We start from the raw sequence: 23,894 nt of genomic DNA, 5'->3' as shown, positions 1-23,894 counted from the left end.
ATATATTCTTCGGCTAAAGGATTCCCATTCGTTCCGCCAGTTATATCAGAAAGTCACTGGCCCTCCCGAAGCATGTCGCTTGGAGTTCTCCCTTTCAGCTCTTGTACTGTCTACAAACGCGTTCGATTCCTTCTTCAAATTCAATTTCCGGTTTCCATCCGGTTTCCGAACGAATCTTGGATGTATCGGCACACGTGTCGTGAACGTAAACGTCCGATGGGATTGGGTTCTCCACATATTCGGGTTCGACATCGGTGCCGAGTTCGTCGTTGATCATATCCACGACGGTGTTGAATGAATAGCGGTCACCGGTGCCGAGATTGTAGACACCATCGAGTTCGTTTTCGGCGGCGAGTACGGTCCCACGTACGATGTCTGAGACGTGGGTGAAGTCACGGGTCTGCTTGCCATCCCCGTAGAGTTTGGGGGACCGACCATTTGCTATGTCGTCTGCAAACTGTGCGATGACGTTCGCGTACTCACCCTTGTGCGCTTCTGCCCCACCGTAACCCTGATAAACTGAAAAATACCGAAGTCCGGCCATCGAGAGGTCATAGTGATTCGAGAAGTATTCGGCATACTTCTCTCGGGCCATTTTGGACGCTTCGTATCCCGTATTGACAGTCACGTCCATGTCGACTGGGGACGGCTCGGTTCGACTCCCGTAGATGGATGACGTCGTTGCATAGACTATGGTATCACATCCGTCCTGACGAGCCTGTTGGACCACGTTCACGAACCCCTCTACATTTACGCGAGCCCCACGTTGGGGATCCTCCTCGTGCATGGCATACGAGGAGAGTGCTGCAAGGTGAAACACGACATCGACATCAGTTGGGAGGTCATCTTCGAGCACGCTGCGTTCGTGATACATCACGTCGTCGTCAAGGTTTTCCGGAGTTCCCAAATATCCGTCATCGACCACGTGTACTTCGTTATCGTCTGCGAGATAGTTGGCGAGATTCGAGCCGATAAATCCGGCACCACCAGTTACAAGCACTCGCTTGTTGTGCATACAATGGCAGATTCAACGATTAGGGAAAAATCTCCCTAATCGAGACTACCTTGTTCGAATCCGGTAGCTATTCCTTTTCGGTGACTATCCACTCGACTGGATTCCGTACAGCTCTGCGTATTTCCCACCGTTATCGACCAACTCTCCGTGCTCCCCAGCCTCCGTAATCCGGCCATCCTCGACCGTATAGATCCGATCCGCGTTCTTCACCGTCGACAACCGATGCGCAATCGTAATAATAGCATAGTCGCGTTCCATCTCTTCGATCGCCTGCTGCACCTGCTTCTCCAGATTCGAGTCTAGGTCACTCGTTGCCTCGTCCAGAACCAACAGATCCGCGTCCTCGATCAACGCCCGCGCCAACGCAACCCGCTGCTTCTGCCCACCAGAAAGCCGAACCCCATCATCTCCCAACATCGTGTCGTATCCCTCGGGCAGATCCATCATGAACTCGTCCACCTTCGCGATCTCACACACCCGATCCAGCTCCCGCTCGCTCACGTCCCGGTTCCCGACCGTCAGATTGTACCGAAGCGTGTCGTTGAAGATAAACGGACTCTGCCGTACCAACGACAGCCGATCGCGCCACTCGTCGATGTCCATCTCGTCGATCGGCCGACCGTTCGCCCGAATCTCTCCTCGATCGACCTCGTACATCCGTGCCAGCAACGACACGATCGTCGACTTCCCGGCACCCGACTGCCCGACGAACCCGATAAACTCGCCCTTCTCCACCTCGAAGTCGATGCCGCGAAGAACCTGCTCGTCGTCGTTATAGGAGAACCACACGTCGTCGAACTCGACGGTCCGAACCTCGCTTGGAACCGGCTCTGCATCGGCGTCGGGCTCGCTGTTCCGTTCGAGTTCGTCGATGAACTGCTGGGTTCGAACCAGGTGCGGAAGGTTGTTCTCGACCTTATAAAACAGCGAGTTCAGGTTACTCGCCTTCGGCCCCAACCGGAACATCGCGAACAGGAAGATCCCCAACGCGCCAAGCGACATGTCGGCAAAGACGATGGCCAGATAGATCAGAATGAACACGGATACGGCAGTCAACAGGTTGTAAAAGCTCTTGATCGCCTGCTCATTTCGGCGAAGCTTGATACTCGACTCCGCGAATTGGTTCACTGCATCGAGGAAGTCCTGAAACAGTTCTTTTCTGAGTCCGAACGCCTTCGTGTCCCGAATCCCCTGTGTCCCTGCCTGCGCCGTCTGTTGGACGAGTTCGTTCGCCTCGGCGACCTTGTCACCGAGTTCGTATCCCGGCTCGACGACGTACCGGAACAACACTGTAAACCCACCCAGCAGCGCGATCGCAAACAGCGTCAGATACGGGGCCAGAATGAGTGCGATTGCGAGATACATTAAGGCCAAGAAGAACTGCTCTATCAGTTGAATCACGTACTTGATCGTCCGCCCGGCATACTCAGCCTGCGTGACGATGGCGTTGAGGATGTCGTCGGATCCCTCCTCGTCGAAGTACGCGATTCGTGCATCCAGCGCATTGTCGAAGGAACGCTTCTGGATCTCTCGCGTGTAATCGACGACCAGTGCCTCTCGAAGCCACCGAACCAGGAACGTCGACGTCCACCGTATCGCGAGCACCAGACTCACGCCGGCGATGACGAATCCGAGGGTGAAGGGAATGCCGAGGTACTGATAGGCAGTCACGAACGCAAGCATCACCCCGTCGGCTTCGGCTGCGGGATCGCCGGGGGCCTGGACGATCTCGACGATCGGGAGGATAAAACTCAGGCCGACGCCCTCGAGCAGGGCGGCGAAGACGCCGCCGACCACGATCGCGGCGGTAAACACCGGGCGATATCTGGCGACCCGTATCAGCGCCCGGAGCTGCTCGCGCCGACTGATCTCTTCGGCCTCGCTCATTATCGGGTGGTCGGGTTACCTTCGTTTATACGCATTGGATTCGTTTTGTGACCAGTTCGGTCCTCGTTATTCAATTTGGGGCGTCAGTGCCAGAAGGTGGTGTCGAGAGATGTCTGTGAGTCGGTTTTAGAACGGCTCTTGCTTACTCAAGGAAACTGACCAACGTCCTGCAAAACAGAGGCGGATGTGGCATGACGGGTAGTTCGATTCGACGTCATATACCGACTGAACCCTTGGTTTTGACGAACCACCAATCAAGGAACGGCGGAGACATCTGAGATGAGATAGATGCCGATACGCTGATCAGACTGGTCTATTCCGGTGGGGGCGAAAGCGCACGTTCTCGGAAACTGTGTCCCCGTCGCCACCACGTTCATCTGCGGGATTGTTCGGTCCTCGTCTGTCGCCCCACCAGCACCGTCGAGCATCGAGGATACCATCGCTTTGATTCACGACACCATAATCGGCATTGCCTTCGATATTGTTGTTGTTCGCCGTTACTTCTCCACCGTCTACGCTTTCCGCCACCGCCAATCCCACCGTGTTATCCACGAGAGAACTCTCTCTAATACGAATATTTGTATGATCAGTATGTTGTAGATAGATGCCCGCTGGTTCGTTCTGGAAAGTCGAATTGGAGATGACCACATTGTCTACGCTCTCCTCGCCTAGTGCATAGAAAGCAAACCCTCCCCACGCATTGCCCTCAGTCGTCGCATTGTCGACAGTCACGTCGGCAGCGTCCCGGATGGCGATCCCGTTTGCATCATTGTCCGTCGATTTGACATCACGTAACGATACATTCTCGGCAGGATTGACATCGATACCTGTCCGACGACTCTCTGTGACGTGCACGTTCTCAACGGTCAACCCATCTATATATGAGAGTTTCAGTCCGAAGTTCTGTGATGCGGTTCCTTGCCTCGGGCCTTTTAAGGTGAATCCGCGAAGTGTAACGTCACTGCCCCACTCATCTGACGAGAAGACGCCATCTACACCATACCCCTTTTCTCCCGAGGCATCGACCACTACTTCACCAGGCCCGGCACCTTCGAGCGTCAAGCCGTCTGCCTGAGTAATGTTGAGACTCTCCTCGTACGTGCCTGACTCAATGCAAATGACATCGCCATCTTCTGCCTCATTAATTGCAGCTTGAATAGATTCCCCATCCTCTACTGTGTGGTCACAGTGATCGCTGCCGACTGCGCCTCCCGCTAACGCGCCACTCGCAACTACGGACGCGCCGATCGTTTTAAGCATTGTACGTCGTCGAAACGGCTGAGTTTCGCGGTTCATGTATTTCTCCCCCACCAGTGTGGGTGTATTGACATAATCAAGCTGCGGTAATAAGTATATCTCAAAAAATCATAAATTTGTTATATCTGAGGTAAATCACCTGAATTTTTCGGTCAGAACCCCCGAGCTCCTTATAAATACCCACGATGGTGGCTTCCGGGACTCTCGCGGTTACTTTTGGTCACCTTTCGAGTGATCTGAGGCGCTTTCCCTGTCCGGCCCTCATTTTTCGTAGGGTTGCTACTCCTGGTTTTCCGAACTGCCAGTCCCATTTTCTCTCTTACCCACTGTAGCCTAGCTAATTACCATCGGGTGGGACTGAAAGGGGCCGCCAGTTCGGCGAACCCGGACCCGGCAAGCACCGCAGCGACCGGAGGGAGCGAGGAGCGCAGCCGCGGTCCCGGGAGTCGAACTGGCGGGGGCTTTCGAGGAAGTCACAGCTCTGCCAACTCCAACAAAACTGCACTCGAAATCACCCTAAAACCACAACACCCTTCAAACCACACCAACCACCCGAATCCAATGCGGCCAACCATCCCCCTGTTGCCCCGTCCGATCCGATGGACGGCCGTCGCCGCCGTCGCCGGCCTTATACTCTACGCCTCCCTGTTGTCACCCCCACCGGAGACGATCGTCGACGACGCCCGCCCGTGGTTCAGTCCACTCTCGTACTGGCGTCACTTCGTCGCCTACTGCACCCTCGCCGGCACCCTCGCGTACGCCACCGACCACTGGCGACTGCCGCGCTGGCGCCACGCCGCCCTCGTGATCGCCATCGCCGCCTCGTACGGGATCCTCATGGAGTTTGGTCAGGTGTTCGTGCCCGAACGAACCCACTTCATGGTCGCTGACGTCATCGTCAACACCCTCGGCGCGAGCCTCGTCCTCGTCTGGTTCCTCGTCCGGCCATCCCTCGAACTCACACCGATCGGGAAACTCCTCGATCGAGTCGTCGACGACCCCGCGGTGTGATCCAGGGAGTGATGATCCCTGCAATTCGATCATCGTTTTGGTCCCTAATCGATACACCCCCACCCCCGGGTGTGTCGCGAACTCTGTGACCAACTGCAGCACCGTACGATCCCCCACCCACACACCTCGTACCGAGTGAAGATCGAGACGGATCCACTGTCACCGTCCGAGACGTCGACACGGCCCGGGCTGCCCCCGTCGTGTACGACCGACCATCCGGTGATTCGAAACTGGCCGTCTCGACGCAGTTCTTCCGGTCGAATTCTGACCGAGTCTTTCGCAACTCCGAGAGAGACTGCTACCTGCCGAACTCGCCGGTGTCGCCTCCACCACGATATCGGACTGGCTGCTGATCGACCCACCCCCCACCCCCGGGTGTGTCGTGAACTATCTGACCAGATGCATCACCCCGTCGAGCCGATCGATCGAATCCAGGACTTCGATCGTCGCACCCAGATCCGTATTGAGTTCCCAGAAGTACTTCCGTCCCCCTTCGGATCCGGCTGTCCGGGTCGTGTACTGCGTAACGCCGAGCAGATCGAGTTCCTTGAGATGGTCACGGACGCGGTCCAGCGAAATGTCGTTTGCGTCGATCTCCGCACAGACGTTTCGGTAGGTCGCATACACCCGTCGCGTCCGTGCGGGGGTCTCTCCGTGAGCCTCCAGGACGACGAGCGCGACGAGGGCCAGATGGTCCTGGAGCGTGAGCTCCTCGATGCTTCGCATGACGGACCGCCGGTCGACTTTCGCCTCGGCCTGCTCGGCGTGTTCGTCCGTCACTCGCGTGTCGCCCTGCCGGAGCGCGATCTCGCCGGCCTCGTAGAGGTAGTCGATCGCCTGCCGGGCGGAGCCCTGATCGTTCGCGGCGTAGCCGGCACACAGCGCGATCGCGCTCTCGTCGACGGCATCGTCGACGAAGGCTTTCTCGACGCGACGTTCGAGGATCGACCGGAGCTGCTCCGCGTCGTACGCGTCGAACATGACCCTACGCTCCCGGAACGAGTCTTTCACTTTCGGCGAGAGCTCTGCGAGGAAGTTCCCGTCGTTGCTGATGCCGATCACACTCACGTCGACGTCGTCGGCGATGTGGTCGTTGTCCTTCGCACGACTCAGTTCGTACAGGAGGAGGTCGTTTTGCCCGATGGCGTCGACTTCGTCGAGAACGAGGACGATCGTCCCGCCGATATCGTTGAGGAGATCATAAAAGTGATCGAACACCGTTCGCTTTGGATGGCCGTTCGGGTTCTCACCCGTCTGCTGTTCGACGAGATTACAGACGACTTGATACGACGAGGTCTGTCCGGCACACGTGTGAAAGATCGTCGTGAGATCGACGTCCTTGTCGGCCGCCTCGGCTTCGAACTCATCGAGGATGAACCGAGCCGCGGCCGTCTTTCCCTGACCTGTCTTCCCCTGGAGGAACACGTCGTGAGGCCTGCCAGTCCCCAACCCGGGACTCAGGGCAGCGCCTAATTCCGTGAGTTCGGCCTCGCGTTCCGGGAGTTCGTCCGGCGTGTATTCTTCAACCAGAACGGACTCGTCGGCAAAAATCGACGACCGGTCCTGAAAATACTCCGGCATAGGTTGTTCATAATCAGTCTTTCATATATAACTTGTGCATCGTGAACGTCGTCAAGCCCCCGGGTGTGTCGCGAACTCGAATCGGAGGATCGAGCTCACAGTGATCGAGTTGTATCGGAACCGCCTGCCGAGAACAACTACGGATGGGGTGGAGAAATCCTCAATAGTTCGCGACACACCCGGGGGTGGGGGTGATCTATCGTCTCCCGTCACGTCGACCGTGATCGATCGGAGGGAAGGCTCCAAGCGAGAGTAACCGCTCGAAGTTCACGACACACCCGGGGGTGGGGGTAGTTTCTACTATTCGAAGCTGGGGGCGCAGTAATCTCTGGGTGCGAGCGATCCCACTGTCGGATGCGAAAACGGCCGTCAATCAAACACAGGTGCCTAAAAGGGGAGACTACACTTCTGCCCTCCGCGAGGTCGTGCGACCTAGAACAACACATCCTTCGCGCGCTTGCGTTACTCACCGAAGAGACTGGCAGGACCCGATTCCGCACTGCGGAGGTGTACGACGCCTACGAGAACGTCGTCAGTCAAACGAACACGTCTCCCTTGAGTTACGATCGCGTGCAGCGTCTCCTCAAGGAACAGGCGTTTTTGGGTATCACCGAAAGCGAGTACACTGGCGGTGGCCATGGGGAAGGGAGCTATCGCGTCCATCGGTTGCTCCGGTCCCCCGAGGTCGTCGTCGAAGCCCTCGACCGCGAGTAGTACACTCGGTACGAGGTGTGTGGGTCCAGTTCTATGATGGAATCTCGGTGTCGGCGACGCTTCGTGCTGTTTCCTCTTGGCATCGAACACGTCACGCTGTTCACGGCCGTCGGTGACGAGTTACCGATGTAGTCGGAAACGCTGATCCGGTATTGGCGTTCTTCGATTGCCCCTTGGTGTCGATGTGATCGTCGACGTTCGAGAGCGCATTGAGAACGTATCTCGGTGAATGTCGGTCGTACCACGGGCTCATCTTTGAACTGTTTACTTAAGCTGAGCGGATCGCTGAAACGCAAAGAGTTGGATCATAGATGAATTACAAGGGTGTCAAGGTTAGAGCGTGGCATTTGAAGAGCGGCAAAGGCTGTGAGCCGCGATCTGGTTGAGCTGTCGATGTTGTGGAAGGGGAATCGGTGATAAAATCGTTTGGTTCGGTACTTGAAAACCCCGAACCACACCTTAATCAGTGACCGATTTCCCACGTTTTACATTCATACTCGCAGTCTAACAATTTCAGCGTCCAATCGTACTACGGGCCGCGATCAGCCCGCACCAGCGGGCGACCTCGGCACTGTTGAGTATTTCCTTCAAAAACAGGACCGACTAACGGTACGATCCGCTGATCGAGGGGCCAGCATGTACAAAAACGCTGCGAGGACACGCCGCTCGGTCGGGGTGTTCCCTCGGGGAAATACTTCCTGTTGGCGAGTCTTCTCAACCATGCGGTTGAGCATTGTTGAACCACCAATCCACCCTTGCTCGGCCGCTTCCTTCACGCTAAGGTTGACTCCTTATTCTTCGCCGTACTCGATGTCATTTGGTAGTTCGTATGCACGGAGTACGGACGACCGATCTCCGCTTTCCCACGTAAGGCTGATCTCTGTACCTTCATTAACTACTACGTCCTCGGAAGTAGGGTCACCTCCAGTAACTTCTACTTCAACTGTGGCGGTGTCACCTGCACTCAAGGAACCCTCATCAGTTAACAGATCAAACTCAATATTCTCAGAGTCAACATCTTCCCCACTAAGTCCGCTAACACTTATCCCAAGTGCACTGCCCTCAACGCTATCTCCGCCGGTATGGCGGAAGTCTACAATTTCCTCCACATCCTGTCCTTCCATATCTTCGGTCAATTGTTCCCCTTCGAACTGCGAGTTCGGTGCCGTATCTCCCACCTGATCTCCGAGACCTAGCACGAACGTCCCGATCACTGCTGCCAGGATTACCGTAATCGCGACCATAAGAATAACCCCGATTACGGGCGATACCGCCTCTCTGTCCTTGAATAACTCTCTCAAGTGCATGATTTTGAATCCCCCACTGATGGGTGACACGCAGCGCTAGCCATCTCTTGCACCGCTAGTGTGTCGTGTGCCCCTAGCATCGTGGTGGTGACTTGCCGATTCTTTTGTCTCACTGATAAAGCCTTTCTGCTAATTATCATGGGTGAAAAATTTGAGAAGCATAGCTATAGATGTATATCTATATAGCAGATGAATAAATAAGAAGTTCTACAGCTTATGCGTCGGGATCAACATCAACCGATTTAAGAACGCTAGATTGGTCTCCAGATTCCCAGACGAGTGTTACTGTTCCAGTATCATCATCATTATCAACAGATACGACCGCTGTGATGCTGCTTCCAGCGGTTAGTGGGGTGTCGACTGCCTCTTTTAATTCCCCGCCATCCCCGTGATCATCCGCGTCCTCAAGCGAAACATCACCTGACACCGTGAATCGGAGTTCGTCTTTGTCAACGCTGTCCCCGCCGTTGTGAGTGAACGTTACCTCCGTTTCATCCTCATTAACGTCAGTACCCCAATTCGCATTCGGCGCCGTCTCCCCGACCTGGTCACCCAGCCCGAGCACGAACGTCCCGATCACCGCAGCCAGGATCTCCGTAATCGCGACCATGAGAATGACCCCGATTACGGGCGATACCGCCTCTCTGTCTTCGAAAAACGCTTTCAATTGCATGATTTGTCTCGTTGTGTTTCGAATCGGTTGTCGTCTTCGATCCTCCCCACCAAACGCGGCTGCGACACCGCCGCCGCACCCCCGCATCTCCGGTGGTGGATATCACATCCTACTGAGAGGTGGTAATTAAACCATTCCTCCCGATTATCAGTCATGAAATCAATCGCTGACTCCTGAGCGCACAGAACACGCCAGCCGCCCCGAAGCCACCCAAACATCCCGGGCGGGACTGAAAGGGGCCGGCCGCTCGATCCCGCCCGGGCGCCGCAAGCACTGCACCGAGCGAGGCGAGGTCGACCGAAGGGAGACCTCGAAAAGCGAGGGAAGCGCGCAGCAAGCCCCGGCGGGTGAGCGACGGGCGGTCGACCGCCGGGAGACCGCCGAAGGAGCGAACGAAGTCGAGCGGCCGGGGGCTTTCTGGATGTCCGTCTCCCTTCGACACCGTCTCCATCCTCTCGCCGCCATCCCGATCGCTACCAGTCCCACCATCACCCCCCGTCCGCCGTCAACACCCGCTCGAACATTTCGGCCGAAACCGACGAAAGCGTCCGGATCGCCGAACACCCAGGCGCATCCAACTCGTAGCGATCCAGCGGCGACGTCCCCTGATGGGGTCCCGTCTCCTGAAGCGAGATACCAGCTGTGACAGCACTATTGACGGCTACAGGTGCGGTCACAGATGGACTCGGGGGTTGCAATAGCTCCACAGTGGCCTGACAGACATCTCTTCGTTCCGGAGTACAGGATACATGACACACACAGGTGTGACGAGCGACGGCCGATCTGTCGCTCGAGAACCCGGACCGAGAAGATGAGGGTAGAGATCGAGTGCGGTCGAGTCAGGACTGGAGTCGCCGGGAACGGCGATGACGGGAGGTGACGAGACCTACCCGGTGCGTGCCGACGACGTCGGTCGCAGCGGCGACAGCCACGACGTCGGTTTCAGGCGTCGGTGTCGCCACCCGGACTTCCCGGGAGTACGGTGTTCCGCCTCGCCGACGGCACACGGCTGTCGAGAGACGCTGTCGCTGCCGGGTGCCTGTCTGCAGTCCTCTCGGTCGGCCGGGATGGCGGGTGACTGCGACTGCGCCCGCGGATCAGATGGGTCGTCAGTGTGGCAGCCGACCTCGCGTCGACGTGCCGGGGTTCCGGTGACTGTCGATGGCCGTCTTTGGGGGTGGGTCGGGCTCTGTTTGGGGTCGTTTGTTTGCAATGGTCGGCTTTCGGCCGTGACTCCAATTCGGGTGATGAAACGTTGTCGGATTCCCACCATCCGCTACTTGTCGGACAGCAACCTGATCGCCGTCGCCGAAGGAGTTACAAAATATCTCGGACACTCGCTCGCGCGGCACGATATCTCGGACTGGTTACTGATCAACCCACTCCCGGGTATGTCGCGAACTCGAATCGGAGGATCGACCTTACAGTGATCGAGTTGAATCGGACCGCCTGCCGAGAACAACCACGGATGGGGTAGAGGAGTTCTCAATAGTTCACGACACACCCGGGGGTGGGGGTGACCGATCGTGTCCACCGGTTGTTTCAATCTCCTGTGCTCGTCCTCGAAGCCCCCGACCGCGAGTAGTACACTCGGTACGAGGTGTGTGGGTGGGTGTAGTGGTTAGCACGGATATACCGTCGACGTGCGACGGCCGTACATCGCTCCGTTATACCAGTACAGTACGCGAAACGGCATCCGATCGCTGACTCCTGAGCGCACGGAACACGCCAGTCGTCCCACGTCGGACCCCACACAATGCCCGACCAACACCCAGGTGACTGTTTCAGTCTCGAACACCGTTATTCCCCCAGCGACTCACCGGACCCCATGCACAGACGCACCGTCCTCGCGTCGCTCGGCGGCCTCCCGCCCCTCGCGAGTGCTGGCTGTCTCGGCGACGGCGGCGACGGCGGCGACGGCGCCGGACCCCAGCCCGACGACGCCCGCCCGGAGGCGTGTCCCGTCGACACCGTCGAAGACGTGGAGCCACCGACAGAACTAGACCGTGACACTGTCGAATCCTTCCTCGAACAGTACGAACCGGCCTACGTCGATCAAACCCGGATCGATCGCGAGCAGTACGACCGGATCGAGGATCCGGGAACCAGCATCGTGGACGTGACGCACGTCGACGAGGGCTATCGTGTCACAGTCGAAACCTTCTGGGCGACGTGGGAACCGGACCGGACGGTCCTCGGATTCGAACTGGTGACGGACGCGGCGACGGATCCCGTCCCGTGGGACCACGAGACGTTCGAAGACAACCCGACGCTCCAGGAGGCGCTCGAGCAGGCCGCCACGGGGGACCGGACCGCCGACATTCCCGAGAAACACCCCGACTACCGACGGACCCGGGACCAACTCGAGGCGGCGGCCGGCGACGTCGACGGGGTCGTCATCGACTACCAGGGTGACCTGATCCGGGTCTCGGAGAGCGAGCTCCCGGGCGTCCACGGGGATCACTATCTGTCTGCCGCCTACTACGTCGCCCCCGGAGTCATCTATCGCACCGATGACGAGGATGCAGACCCTCGAAACGGAACGGTTCTGGAATGTTGAACCCCAGGGGAGAGGGGCGGGCACGCTGCCAGGCCCGGAAACAACTGCGCCCGGTGATCACAGCAAGCGAAAGACGGTAGGTTGACGGGGTGGGCTGGGCGATTGTTTTCAGGAAGGTCCCGCCCGGGCTGCTCCCGCCGAGTGCTGGTGATCCTCAGTTGCACGTCCGTCACTCGGTACGAGGTGTGATGGTTCATTTTCCGACCGTGATCTGCCATCGCGAGCCATGCTTTATACGCGAAGCGGAGCTATCCACTCGTATGGCCGGCACCGCCGACGATACGGATGCAATCGACGTCGATGCGATCCGGCGTGTCCTCGAGGGGTACCCGATTCGACTCGGTGTCCTCTTCGGCTCGCGGGCGACCGGATCGACACACGCCCACAGCGACGTCGACGTTGCCGTCGAATTCGACGGGGAGCTCTCACCCGACGAGAGACGGCGGGCACGACTCGACGTGATCGTCGATCTGACCCGAGAACTGGGAACTGACGACGTCGACGTCGTCGATCTCGACGGGGTTCGCCCGGCGATCGGGAAGGCAGCCCTCGAACGGGGGGTGCTCCTCGTCGGGAGCCCCGGACGGGCCGATCGGCGACGGCGAGAGTTCGCCGATCGAACGACTGAAGACACGCGCGGTGATCGGCTCGACCGATTCGACGCGCTACTCACCGAGATGGAGGACGCCGTTGACGCTTGATGACGGGACGATCGACCGAATTATCGACAAGGTCGAGTTCGTGGCGGATGCAACGAGGCTGCTCGCCCGGAAACAGTCGCTCGAACCGGAGAAGGGCGATCGAAGCTTCAGCGAGGTCATCCGGGAGTATCTCGAGGATCGTCGACAACTCGCCGACGTCACGGGCGCCGGCGTGCTCGATCGCGAGATCCACGACGAGGTGATCGCGGATATCGAAGCGTTGAGCCGTGCCGCGCTGTCCCCTCCTGACGATGAAACGCTGTGACACGTCAGCGATCGTCGACGATACCCGCGGGGAACGGCTGTGAATACCCGTTTCGGAATGCTCGTTCTCGATACGACGATTCGGCTCGTGGATGGACGATCGCCCAGCCGAGTCGGTAGAAGACTTAATTGAGTTCCAGATACAACCACATCTATGGCGACGGCAGTCAAGATGGACGAAGACACGAAGTCCCGCCTCGAGGAACTCCAGGCGGCGATCAAACTCGAGACGGGAACGAAAGTGACACAACAGGAGGTCCTGGAACGGCTCGTCGAGGACGCCTACGAGTCCCGCGACGAGTTCGTCGACTCGTTTAGAGACGGGTCGACGGCGCTTTCTGAGGAGGAGATCGCCCGGTTCCACGAGGGACAGATCTCCTCGGATGTGGAGACCGACGAGGACGACATCGACGAGATCCTGTACGGGTGAACGGATGAGCGTCTTCCTCGACACGGGCGTCCTGTACGCGCACCACGATCGTGACGCGACCCGCCACGACGTCGCCACGCGGGCACTGGAACGCGTCCTTCGATCGGTGGAGTACGGCCGCCCGATGACCAGCGACTACGTCTACGACGAGACGGTGACCCTCACCCACCGGCAGACGGGACGGGTATCCGACGCGGTGACGGTCGGGCGCCGGATCCGGGGAGCGGGATATCCGGACGCCATCGAGTTGCTCTACTCCTCGCCACGGCGCTTCGAGGACGCCGTCGCAATCTACGAACGGTACGACGACCACGGACTCAACTTCACCGACGCGATGACCGTCGCGATGGTCGAGCACCACGACGTCGACTCGGTGTTGAGCTTCGACGACGATTTCGACGGCCTGGTCGATCGGCTCGTCCCCGAAACGCTGCTCGACTGATGCTGACCTGATCTACCCCGATAGGCGAGATGGCGGCGGGTCGAATCGCGACGGATCGAATCGTGGTGAGTCGAATCGTGGTGAGTCAGTTCGACGACGACAGCGATCGGAAGACGCTAGCGTGACGGGAGGGGGAAGGATGGAACGGAAAGAGAAGAGGGAGACGCTTCCACTCGGGAACGTCCCGACCGGGCTGCTCCCGCCGAGTGCTGGTGATCGTCAGCCATCCATATTTCACTCGGTACGAGGTGTGGGTCCCCCAACTGGAAGCAGTTTCGACGATGGACCTCACTCCACCACGCTGACGTCGACCATGCTGGGCACCATCACCATGGTCGCGACGTTGAACGCGAGCCCGAGGGGTGCGGCGAGGAGTGCGGCCACGAGCGCGCCACCGATCCCCGAATACGCCAGGAGCTCAGCGGGACCGAACACATGAGCGTCGCCACGACGATCGCGAGGAAGACCACGATCGGCTGGTGTGTCGTCACGAGGTCATACCCCCGGCGGAGGGCGGACTCGATGCCGCGGTCCTCCAGTACGAGCACGTAGACGGTCGGGAACAGGAAGTACGCGAGGACCAGGACGGCGAGGATCGCGAGGACGAACAGCGGGGGGACCACGAGCAACGGGAGGAAGACGACGAGCAACGCGGCGATCACGAGCACCTCGAGTGCGATCATCCGGAGGCCGAACCGGCGCACGTTGGCGACGAAATCGAACGACCCGGTCGTAAGTCCCGACGCGATGCTGCCGAAATACCCTGCACTGAGGGCGCCGGACACGATCACGTAGGCCACGAGCAGGGGAATCACGAGCGCGATCGACTCCACCGTCCCGAACGGCACCGAGACCGTGAGGCCACCGTCGTCGGGGGCGTCGACGAAGCTCCAGAGGTCGTAGCGATACACCGGAAACGATGCGGTGACGGACATCCCACGCGTCTGCGCGGTGGCCAACAGGTCGCTGACGTTGAGCAAGGACGTCACAAGCGGGACGGCTGCCAGCACGAGCAGGCGATCGAGATGCGCGAGCGTGCGGGTGAGGAGTTGATCGAGCGATGGCGGACTCCTGGAGGGGCTGGTGGAGGGCGACGACATGGTGGGGGTGTTCGAAGGGACTCGCAAAAATCCTGTCACTCTCCGGATCGAGGATCGCTGTGCGGTTCGCAGTCGAGGGTCTGTGGCGCTGGGGGCCTGGGGCTATTCCGTCGCTGCTGAACCATCACCCACCGCCGGCGAGCAGGGGGACTCTTCGACGATGAACGCGGAATCGACGCGGTCCTCCTGCTGTCGATTGGCGACGTCCGCGAGGTTGTTGCGGAAGAGGTCCTCGATGGGCGGCGTACCGTTCACCTCGACGATCGCCGTAGGATCGACGTTATCGATCGGCAGCCGGAAGCTGCGGGATTCCGTCGCCGTCGTCACGTCGGTCGCCAGTCAGGTACTCCTGGTAGTAGCCGAGTCCCCGGACGCCCGTGAGGAACGTCGAGAGTGTGCCGAACGCGAGGCGATCACGCGTCGGGAGATCGCGATCGGGGCGCTTGATCCCGGTCGGACGCGGCGGGACGCCGGGCGTACCGTAGCGGTCGGGGTGGTACCGCTGGAGCTGGCAGAGGCCGCGGCCGACGCGGCGGTCCTTCGAGACGAGTTGGGGGATCGAGTTCCTGGTCGGGTGCGTCATCGTGACATCGCTCGCGAAGTGCTGGTCGTAGCCCGCGTCGTGAACGCGGTTTCCGAACTCCTTGTCGCCGCCGGACTCGAGGCGGTGATCGAACAGGCCGACGTCCGCAAACACCTCGCGGCGGACGAACAGACAGCAGGTCGGGGCGAACTGCTGTCGTTCGATGTAGCCCTCGACTGGGAAGCCTGTGTGGTGGTCGTAGCGTGCGGCGAGAGTCGGATTCTCCGGGAGTTCGAGCTCGACGTGACAGCCCATGTAGTCGGCTTCGGCGGCGCGGAACGCGGTGAGAGCGTCCTCGAGCCAGTTCTCGGGAACGGACATATCGGCGTCGACGAATGCGAGGATATCGCTGTCGGTGTTGCGGATGCCCGTGTTGCGGGCGGCGTAAGAGGACTGGACCTCGCGTTCGTGATGGAGAGTGAGGTGGTCGTGGTCGTACGAACGGACGATGTCGGGGGTGCGATCGGTGGAGTCGTTGTCGACGATAGCGATGTGGTAGTCGTGTGTGGTAGACTGAGCGAGGAGGGAGTCGAGGGTCTCGGTGATTCCGTTGGGATCGTTGTAGACGGGGGTTATGATATCGACTGATGAGTCAATCATCGGTAGTTCAGTGGGTGTAAGTGACTTCTAATCATGGTATGAATGCGTTGAAACAGGGGATCGTCGAGATATTGAGAAAAATCATTTATCAATGGTATTCAATAGAAGCTTGTTTTCCAGAGATATGATCTATCCTACTAACGGTTACGAAAGTGCTGCCATCGGCCGAGTTGTTGGTACAATTTCAAAAAGTAATTAAATAAATAAAAGAGCATCCATTCGAGGAAGTCTGGCTTGTAACTATTACTCGAAAGTCGAGATCTGAGGCGTTTGGGATTCGGAGGAGCATACGAAAGCGGCGACATCAAACTCGGAAGCGAATATCTATCTGGGTATTGGCGACGGAGCTGCTCCATTCCAACCCCGATTCTGATTGCTTTTTGAGTTTGGTCCGATACCTTCTTTCGGGGAGGGTGATACACCTCACAGTCGCTCACATAGAGTTCATATCCTCGTTCGTATACACGATTTCCGAACTCACGGTCCTCTCCAGACGTCAATTCTGGATCAAAAGTTCCTACTTCCTCGATAAGGCCACGAGTAAGCAACAGGGCTGCTGTCGGAGCGAAGTGATACTCTTCGATATAGTGCTTTACTGGGATCGACAAAGCCCGATCGTATCTTTCAATAAATCCACCATTGTCGGTGGTGGAAGAAATGCTAACACTACAAGCGAGATAATGTGCCCCCTTGGTTTTCATATCTAAAATCGCGTTCTCCAACCAGTCAGGGTCCATCCAGATATCGGCATCGACAAATGCGATAATCTCACCGTTTGCTTCCTCTATTCCAGCATTCCTAGCTCTAGCTCTCCCCTTCTCTTGAACTTTGACAACACGTATTAGTTCTGAGTACTTTGATGTATATTCTTCTGCTACTTCAAGTGTTTTTCCTGAGGAGGGAGTTACGGCAACAACGATTTCAAACGAACTATGACGTTGCTCAACAGAACTTTGGAGGGTAGTTTGGAGGCCTTCAGGATCGGCGTAGACTGGGGTAACTATCGATACAAGAGGTCTCGTTCGTTTCGAAGACGCAGTCATACTAGATCTGCATCTACTTTGTGTGCAAATTGGCGTATGTTCTCACGTTTCTTGCTTACCTCTGACTCCAGTTTATCGACCACACAATCACTATCTACCATATTTTCGTATATGATTTTTAACTTATCTTTCGTGAGTTTATCAATACGAATGTTATAGTCAGTCATTCCAACAGAAGCAGCGAAGTCTAAACATTTCGGTCTATATTCTAGTGAAATAAACGGAGTGTAACTACATGCGCTCAATATGTTTGCGTGAAGCTTCTCACCGATCATGTATTCACAGGACGCGATTTCGTTGATTGCTCCTTGCACATCCATTGGGGAACAATAATTCTTGAACTCAGCGCTATCTAGATTATTGCTGAGGTCAATATGCATCGATATGTCTTCCTTTTGAAAAGGAAGAAACACGATTCTATATTCTGAGGACAATTCGGAAAGAAATTCGACGACGTGGTGTAGGTAATCCTCGTTTCTAGCCCATTTTAGCTTATCGTGCTGGAGACAGACCGCTATCTTTTTTTCCCGCTGGATCTCTGTAGATGACGGCTCAAGCACTAATGCTGTGTCGCCCACCAGTTCACAGTCGATATCGTACTTAGAGAGTATTTCCTGAGATAACGGCCCTCGAACGCCTAAATGGTCAAACTCATACTCGCCAATCGCACGATAATCTTCATCGGAAAAATAATATCCAGTAGCTAATATGTTAGAGGAAAGGTATTCAGCAGGCTCAAGAAGGTATTCAATGTATTTGTTTCTAATAACTCCCGAGAGTCCTATTCGTCCTGCAAGATACCGAATATCTATCGGAGCCAGCTGCTGATTCCAGAAATCGGAATCTCGAATACCTACTCCAATTGCAGCGGTAAAATGATTACTGCGCCCGACTTCCGGTTCCCCTCCGACAAGAAATTGCGGTAAAATAGTTCCACCGCCAAGGAAAAGCGAATCGTATCCATTCCAGTATCGGAAGTCAATAAATTCTATATCACTGAAAAGGCGTCTATTCGCCGCTAACAGGGCCTCATCCCCAATATTATTGTGACCGATCCAACCAGCGTATCCAACCTTATCCGCCATGATTACCGATCATCCGACTCTTCAAGAGGACTTTTCACGACTTCACGCTCCATTTCCTCGCTTCCAGGCAGCCCTTCTTTTAAATGAAGGTAGGCTTGCTTTAGAACACCTCTAATCCCGTCCGTTTCATAGGTTTGTTGGGTGTGTTTGAAATATAGATGTATTCGGTTCTCGACGTATTTCAACCAGATGTATTTGAGGGAATTTTTGATCCCGAACAACCAGAATTTGTGGAATGCATCTCGCACGTTCCGGCTCGGAAAGTAGTACTGCGCCCTCACAGAGCTATCTTGAAAGTCCTTTTCCATATTTTCGTAAACTACACCGTCTTCAGTTCGATATACGCCGCCCTGTTCAGCGTATGAAAGGACATTGTTGCCCTCCAGCTGTTTATAATCGACTTCAAGCAGATTACTAACACCATCGACGGTTTTTGGATAATCTCCTTTAGGATATTTTGGAGGAATTGTTGGAAGATCTAAAGAGTTATATTGGATTAGATTTCCATACATCGTTCTGTACCGTGTATGCCACTGGAAACTGTTAGAGTCATAACCAATATTGCCGGCCGCATCGACGATATAGAAGTGAAGACCTGCATAAGTATGACGATCAAACGGCGGTTTCCGGTTTAGCACATACCGTATCGTGGCTGTATCGGTATATCGTGCGATCTGCTTGCGCTGGTGATCTGTATACGCGTTTGGGTAACCTTCACCTTGATATGGCCTCACATGAACGAGAATGTTCCGCTCGTCAAATCTTTCGAAATGGTCTTTAAACACGTCAATTTGAGGCGGATACATTACATAAATAACGGGGGCTTCGATACCGTTCTCGCGTAGAACTTGGTGCCTTTCAATAAACCCATCAATACTTGTTTGGGAGGGATGGAAAGACGCATTAATGTGGAGTCGGTCTTCATTCGCTAGTTTGGTATTAGCTAGCTTTTTGAGTGACTTCTCTGGGAGGGAGAGATTCGTAGTAATACGCAGCTCCCAATTCTCGACAGATCCGATCATTTCAACATAATCAAAAAACTCTCTTGCAATTGTTGGTTCCGCAAACGTGAAATAGAAAATAAGATCTTGCTCACCGAATGTGTTTTTGAAAACTTCTTTCCACTCGGAAGGAGAACCAAAAGAGAAATTCTCGTTGTCTGTGGGATAATAACAATACGGACAGTCGTAGTTACAATTAGCGTTCGCTCGACCGTTGAACTGCCATAAAATGACTTTATGTGATTGTGGAACGACGTGAGAAAATGACTCAGCTATTAATTGTCGACCTTTCGGATTCGGTTTTTCACTGTTTTTCAAATAACGTCTAGTGAGCAGTATCTTTTCTTCCCACCACTGATATACGTCCGCTACTTGGACTCCGTATTCCTCAGCCAGTTCACGGATCACCTCGTTGTACTCGCGATCAATCGCCGTAGTTCCTAAAAGAATCGAGTTCTCAACAGGGTGAATAGTACTCACGATAACTCGAAGATCTTGATTCCGAGATTTCGAAACGATTTCGGAGAGGTTCTGGCGGAATAGAGACGATGAGATATCCTTTTTCCAGTCGTAGAAACCAAAGTCAAGAACAAGCACATCAAAAGCCGATAAATCGATCGAATCAAAGTGTGCTTTCGCTTCGTCGGAAGTTCCATCAGATAGAATTTCAGTGGAGATCTCAAAATCGTCTCGGGAGTATCGGTTCAGGAGTTCTGATTCAAATAATGGGACCGTGTTCTCGGTGATTTCATCGCCAAAAAAGAGAATTTCACAGTCGTCTTTCATAATTACTAACTTGGTTGGGCTACCGATGGATATCGTTTTCGCTCTTAGTAGTAGAAAGCTCCCCGCGTTTGGACAGAGGGACGTGTGTTTTATTCGCCTGTATTAGGGTCGAATAACCACTCTATTAACCCCTCTTGTCTGAAGACTGGTCTTGAAGAGTGACCAAGTGCTTCGAATTCAGTGTATCGGGGATCAAGCCCTTCATTTCGCATCGCTTCGATCATTCTTCGTGTCCCACTCACTGGTACTGTGTCGTCCTCTGCGCCGTGAAACGCCCAGACTTTAACTCTATCTAACCGGTCCGCTGCTCCCGGCGTTCCACCACCTGAAATAGGTATCGCGGCTTCAAACCTGTTTGGAAAACGTGTTATTGCATCCCAAGTACCGTATCCTCCCATCGAAAATCCTGTTACGAATTGTCTTCCGCGATCAATTCGATACTCGTCAAGTAAATCATCAAGTAGCTGTATTGATGTCTGGAGTGCCGGGGTTATTTCTCGTAATGGATGAGTACCTTCACTCCATGATTTCAAATTCACCCATGAATTTCCCGGCGGACATTGTGGTGCGAGAACAAAACAGGGCTCTCTCCGTTGAACACGATTACTTGAAAAAAATACAGCACTACTATAAATCTGTCTTCGGTTGTCTCTCCCTCGTTTACCCGCTCCATGAAAAGTCAAAACGATCGGATACCGTTTTTCATCGTGTTTGTTGTAGCAGTTCGGGAGGTAGAGTCTATACGGAAGTTCCACAGAACCGTTTTTCTTTCCTGATTGGAATCGACGATTAAATATTAATGATACTCCTCTCTGGATTGAATCACTATCTCGCACCCTGTCAAATATATCTCTTTTTCCAACCATCTTATTAAAGTTTGAAATCAACGGCAGCCCCTTCCATTTGTTCAGGAATTACAGTCTTACGCTCAGATTGGGCAAGTCAATTAACTTGTATAACAGAGCATTCAGTGTGTCTGGGTCATCACAATTTTTCACAAATTGGTTTGTTTTTTTATCATAATGGTTGTTAAGAGCCATTTCTATCCAATACCTCATTTCATTGTAATCCGGGTCCTGATCAAATGTGTTTAATGCATGTGCTATTTCAAATCCAGGTGGCATATTACTGAACCAATTTACACTTTGCTTTGCTTGAGATCTATACTCGGTCGTTCTAGTTACGTTGATTAATTTATTTATAGGAAGATCAGACCAAATATCGTGTTCTGGCCTTCGTCTTTTTAAATTTGCCAACCAGTACAGATTAACAGATTGATAGCCCTGTTCCTTACTTTTTACATCTTTGTCCTGAAGGATCCGTCGCTTCGTATGCAAAATCTGATTAAGAAAAAGCTCTGGAGATTTATCGCGGAGTATGGATACAATGTCAAATAAGCCAATTGTGGGTCTAAGACGGTGAATAATAAGTCCTGATGAATCATAACCCATGTTTTGAGACAAATTGTTGAGGAATACTGATATCTCTCTATGCATCTCATTTCTGTCGTTCAGATCGGAAATCAAACTACTCGCTGTAGCAAAAATCAGCTGATGATTAAATGTTCGGTCCGTTGTTAATATTGTCCCATCAATCTCTCTTCGGTTCCAAACACCTATGTTTTTATTAAAAGGATGTAAGTTGTATATTTGGGCGGCAAAGTCATATAATTCAGGTTTATCTAAATAATTCCCAGCTCTTCCCATTGCTTCAATTACGTTGGCTTGGCCCACAACACCGTTGCATGAATCTTTTTTGTTTGATCTCCTACAAATATACGTATAACCGTACGGGCGGAGTTCATCCTGTTTCAGGTATTCTACCGCTGAATTCGAAGCTTGTTTGAATTTTCTTTTACCCGTTTGTTCATACACGAATGAGAGGATTTTCAGCCAGTTTGCTGTGTTTCGAACAGGAGTGCTATCGTCTTGATATGGGCCATTATTCCCGGGAGGAAACGATCCGTCGTTGCGCTGGAGTTCGAGAGCGGATTCCGCACTCCGTTCCAGCAGTTCATGAATCGTGACAAACTCTACTTCACCTGACTCGCACTCAGACATTCAATTAATCAAAATAAAAACGTTAAACTAATAAATGGTGTGGTAGTACTTGTGTTGGATATCCTCATCATTTGTATTGAGCTTTTCTTATCCTTCGCCTTAAACGATGGCTACTATGTATTTTCCAACCCGTCGTCTAATTTCGATGATATTCAACATGGCGTCTTTCGCTTCAAAATGTAATGAATGGAAGTTCTCATCATGTTGGGGAAATCATACAGAATATATTTGTCTCATCTGTTAAGGCGTTTTCATTTGGAAGTTCGGAACTCAGTAAATGGTGTCTGGGAGAATCGTGGACGATTAAGGACTCTTTTGTCGCTGGTGCCAGATCACCCTCTCCCCGAGTTCTTGGGAACGCCTATTGGGAGGTTGTCGTCGACCGTGCGGCGGAACTGCCCGGAGATGGCGAGCAACAGCAGGAAGTAGACGGCAGCGCCGATCCCGACGAGCACGACGACGAAGGCGGCGTTGTAGGCGACGAGCGTCTCTGCTGCCGGGTGGGTTTCTCCAAGCCGACGGGCGGCGTAGACCACGGCGCCCATTCCGATCGCTGCGATCCATTGGCGGCCGATCTCGCCCAGGGGCACCTCGAACGGGACCTGCGGCCGGAGGTAGTAGTAGGCGACCACCAGGCCGATCGCTGCCGAGACCGCCGTCGCGACCGCGGCCCCGACCCAGCCGTACCGCCAGATCAAGAGCACGTTCAGGGTCACGTTCGAGAGGATAAACGCCCCGTTTGCGCGAAACGCCAGGTCCGGACGGTCGATCGCGTTGAGGGTGTTGAGGAACTGCCGGGTGAACGCGTAGATCAACAGCGCCCCAATGAGGATCGGCAGCACCACCTGGCCGACGACGAACCCCTCGCCGTAGATCGCCATCAGGCGGTCCGCGAGGACCGTCCCGCCGACGAATCCGGGGATGGCGATCAGGCCGGCGAAAGCGAGCGCGTCCTCGGTAAGCCCGGAGACGGCCTTTCGATCCTCGGCGGTCGCGATCTTGCTCATCTCGGGGAAGAGCGTGTTGCTGACGGATTCCCCGAAGATGTCCAGGAACTTTGACAGTGCCCATGCGACCGAGTAGACGCCGATGAGTCCAGTCTGGACGAAAAATCCGAGGACGACGATGTCGACTTCGTTGAATGCGCGGTGGCGGATGCTCCCGAGCCAAGAGAACTTCGCGAAGTCGAAGAGGCTTTTAAAGTGTTCCTTTCGTGGGCGGGTTGGACGGAATTGAAGCACGGCGAGGCCGATGAAGCCAACGATCACGGCACCAGCGACGTAACCAACCAGGAGCCCGACGAGACTGTACCCGACGACCACCAGAGCGACCTGAATGAGGCTCCGGAGCCCGATTTTGGTCGTCGAAAGTATCGCATAGATGTGGACGAAGTGATAGCCCTTGAGTGCGGCGTTGATGAATCCCTTGAACAGTGATGCGAACAGCATCAAAATTACGAGGACGGCGACCGGTTGGCCGATGTACGCCTCTACATGTCCACGAAAGAGATAGACACCAACAGCCATGATGAGGCCGAACGTCCCGATCAACAGCACGCCAGCAGTTGCGTACGACTCGGATTCGGTTTCTTCGCTGATTCGCTTGGTGATCGCCTGCGAGAGGCCGATCCGACCGCCCAGGGCGAGCCAGCTCACGAGTGCGAGTGCGAGTGCGTAGTATCCGAGTACGACCTCGCCGAGAACTCGGGCGAAGTAGATTGTCGCCAGAAATCCCAGTGCGGAACCGATGATCTTGGCGACGAAGTAGATGAGGGAGGTTTGACCCAGGCGCATA

The 23,894-nt window shown here is 54.9% G+C and carries 22 protein-coding genes and 1 pseudogene; 7 read left to right on the top strand and 16 right to left on the bottom strand.

The window, feature by feature from the left end:
* Nucleotides 1-94: 94 nt before the first annotated feature.
* From AArcSl_RS14835 to AArcSl_RS14825, 3 genes are all read right to left on the bottom strand, one after another.
* Nucleotides 95-1,015, bottom strand: coding sequence for an NAD-dependent epimerase/dehydratase family protein (locus tag AArcSl_RS14835; protein ID WP_119820974.1), 921 nt, complete (start codon nt 1,013-1,015; stop codon nt 95-97).
* Between the two features lie 84 nt (nt 1,016-1,099).
* On the bottom strand, nt 1,100-2,902 hold the full coding sequence (locus AArcSl_RS14830; protein WP_119820972.1) for an ABC transporter ATP-binding protein: 1,803 nt from the start codon (nt 2,900-2,902) through the stop codon (nt 1,100-1,102).
* 303 nt (nt 2,903-3,205) lie between these two features.
* Complete coding sequence (locus tag AArcSl_RS14825) at nt 3,206-4,198, bottom strand: right-handed parallel beta-helix repeat-containing protein (protein WP_133412177.1); 993 nt, start codon at nt 4,196-4,198, stop codon at nt 3,206-3,208.
* Nucleotides 4,199-4,720: 522 nt separating this feature from the next.
* Between AArcSl_RS14825 and AArcSl_RS14820 the strand changes: the two genes are divergently transcribed.
* On the top strand, nt 4,721-5,170 hold the full coding sequence (locus tag AArcSl_RS14820; protein ID WP_119820968.1) for a VanZ family protein: 450 nt from the start codon (nt 4,721-4,723) through the stop codon (nt 5,168-5,170).
* Between the two features lie 387 nt (nt 5,171-5,557).
* Here AArcSl_RS14820 and AArcSl_RS14815 read toward each other — a convergent pair whose 3' ends face one another.
* Nucleotides 5,558-6,751 (bottom strand): Cdc6/Cdc18 family protein, encoded by a 1,194-nt coding sequence (locus AArcSl_RS14815; RefSeq protein ID WP_119820966.1) that lies wholly within the window; start codon nt 6,749-6,751, stop codon nt 5,558-5,560.
* Between the two features lie 354 nt (nt 6,752-7,105).
* Between AArcSl_RS14815 and AArcSl_RS14810 the strand changes: the two genes are divergently transcribed.
* On the top strand, nt 7,106-7,465 hold the full coding sequence (locus tag AArcSl_RS14810) for a Cdc6/Cdc18 family protein (protein ID WP_119820964.1): 360 nt from the start codon (nt 7,106-7,108) through the stop codon (nt 7,463-7,465).
* A 791-nt stretch (nt 7,466-8,256) separates the two neighbouring features.
* On the opposite strand, the gene AArcSl_RS14805 is transcribed toward AArcSl_RS14810, so the two are convergent.
* The 3 genes from AArcSl_RS14805 to AArcSl_RS16695 all read right to left on the bottom strand — a co-directional run bounded on the left by AArcSl_RS14805 (nt 8,257) and on the right by AArcSl_RS16695 (nt 10,122).
* Complete coding sequence (locus tag AArcSl_RS14805) at nt 8,257-8,772, bottom strand: type IV pilin (protein ID WP_119820962.1); 516 nt, start codon at nt 8,770-8,772, stop codon at nt 8,257-8,259.
* Between the two features lie 214 nt (nt 8,773-8,986).
* Nucleotides 8,987-9,445, bottom strand: a complete 459-nt coding sequence (locus AArcSl_RS14800) for a type IV pilin (RefSeq protein WP_119820960.1) — start codon at nt 9,443-9,445, stop codon at nt 8,987-8,989.
* Nucleotides 9,446-9,933: 488 nt separating this feature from the next.
* Complete coding sequence (locus AArcSl_RS16695; RefSeq protein ID WP_133412176.1) at nt 9,934-10,122, bottom strand: hypothetical protein; 189 nt, start codon at nt 10,120-10,122, stop codon at nt 9,934-9,936.
* Nucleotides 10,123-11,273: 1,151 nt separating this feature from the next.
* Here AArcSl_RS16695 and AArcSl_RS14795 point away from each other — a divergent pair.
* The 5 genes from AArcSl_RS14795 (at nt 11,274) to AArcSl_RS14775 (ending at nt 13,842) form a co-directional block, all read left to right on the top strand.
* A complete protein-coding gene (locus AArcSl_RS14795) occupies nt 11,274-12,005 on the top strand; it encodes a hypothetical protein (protein WP_119820958.1) in 732 nt (243 codons plus the stop codon).
* A 260-nt stretch (nt 12,006-12,265) separates the two neighbouring features.
* Nucleotides 12,266-12,706 (top strand): type VII toxin-antitoxin system MntA family adenylyltransferase antitoxin, encoded by a 441-nt coding sequence (gene mntA, locus AArcSl_RS14790; RefSeq protein ID WP_161945982.1) that lies wholly within the window; start codon nt 12,266-12,268, stop codon nt 12,704-12,706.
* Between the two features lie 40 nt (nt 12,707-12,746).
* Nucleotides 12,747-12,971 (top strand): hypothetical protein, encoded by a 225-nt coding sequence (locus AArcSl_RS14785; RefSeq protein ID WP_119822028.1) that lies wholly within the window; start codon nt 12,747-12,749, stop codon nt 12,969-12,971.
* Between the two features lie 153 nt (nt 12,972-13,124).
* A complete protein-coding gene (locus AArcSl_RS14780) occupies nt 13,125-13,400 on the top strand; it encodes a hypothetical protein (protein ID WP_119820947.1) in 276 nt (91 codons plus the stop codon).
* A 4-nt stretch (nt 13,401-13,404) separates the two neighbouring features.
* A complete protein-coding gene (locus tag AArcSl_RS14775) occupies nt 13,405-13,842 on the top strand; it encodes a type II toxin-antitoxin system VapC family toxin (RefSeq protein ID WP_119820945.1) in 438 nt (145 codons plus the stop codon).
* Between the two features lie 288 nt (nt 13,843-14,130).
* Here the strand turns inward: AArcSl_RS14775 and AArcSl_RS14770 are convergent.
* The 9 genes and pseudogenes from AArcSl_RS14770 to AArcSl_RS14735 all read right to left on the bottom strand — a co-directional run bounded on the left by AArcSl_RS14770 (nt 14,131) and on the right by AArcSl_RS14735 (nt 23,893).
* Nucleotides 14,131-14,942 (bottom strand): annotated as a pseudogene (locus tag AArcSl_RS14770) (hypothetical protein).
* A gap of 102 nt (nt 14,943-15,044) precedes the next feature.
* Nucleotides 15,045-15,269 carry a hypothetical protein gene (locus AArcSl_RS17270; RefSeq protein ID WP_217563465.1) on the bottom strand — a complete coding sequence of 75 codons (225 nt, stop codon included), beginning with the start codon at nt 15,267-15,269 and terminating at the stop codon, nt 15,045-15,047.
* Nucleotides 15,223-16,125 (bottom strand): glycosyltransferase, encoded by a 903-nt coding sequence (locus tag AArcSl_RS14760; RefSeq protein ID WP_119820943.1) that lies wholly within the window; start codon nt 16,123-16,125, stop codon nt 15,223-15,225. Before AArcSl_RS14760 ends, AArcSl_RS17270 begins: the two co-directional genes overlap by 47 nt.
* Nucleotides 16,126-16,262: 137 nt before the next feature.
* Nucleotides 16,263-17,168 (bottom strand): glycosyltransferase, encoded by a 906-nt coding sequence (locus AArcSl_RS14755; RefSeq protein WP_119820941.1) that lies wholly within the window; start codon nt 17,166-17,168, stop codon nt 16,263-16,265.
* The gene (locus AArcSl_RS14750; protein ID WP_119820939.1) at nt 17,165-18,253 is read right to left on the bottom strand and encodes a polysaccharide pyruvyl transferase family protein; all 1,089 of its coding nucleotides are present in this window, start codon (nt 18,251-18,253) and stop codon (nt 17,165-17,167) included. Before AArcSl_RS14750 ends, AArcSl_RS14755 begins: the two co-directional genes overlap by 4 nt.
* A gap of 2 nt (nt 18,254-18,255) precedes the next feature.
* Nucleotides 18,256-20,040, bottom strand: coding sequence for a GDSL-type esterase/lipase family protein (locus AArcSl_RS14745; protein WP_119820937.1), 1,785 nt, complete (start codon nt 20,038-20,040; stop codon nt 18,256-18,258).
* Nucleotides 20,041-20,129: 89 nt separating this feature from the next.
* Nucleotides 20,130-20,906: a carboxylesterase family protein gene (locus AArcSl_RS14740; protein WP_119820935.1), complete on the bottom strand. Its 777-nt coding sequence runs from the start codon at nt 20,904-20,906 to the stop codon at nt 20,130-20,132.
* Between the two features lie 48 nt (nt 20,907-20,954).
* Entirely contained in the window at nt 20,955-22,100 is a 1,146-nt protein-coding gene (locus AArcSl_RS16690) for a hypothetical protein (protein ID WP_133412175.1), read from the bottom strand.
* Nucleotides 22,101-22,432: 332 nt separating this feature from the next.
* Nucleotides 22,433-23,893, bottom strand: a complete 1,461-nt coding sequence (locus AArcSl_RS14735) for an oligosaccharide flippase family protein (protein ID WP_119820933.1) — start codon at nt 23,891-23,893, stop codon at nt 22,433-22,435.
* Nucleotide 23,894 lies beyond the last annotated feature (1 nt).

The sequence above is a fragment of the Halalkaliarchaeum desulfuricum genome (genome assembly GCF_002952775.1).
In the GTDB taxonomy this organism is placed as follows: Archaea; Halobacteriota; Halobacteria; order Halobacteriales; family Haloferacaceae; genus Halalkaliarchaeum; species Halalkaliarchaeum desulfuricum.
This window is presented reverse-complemented; position numbering and strand designations above follow the sequence as displayed.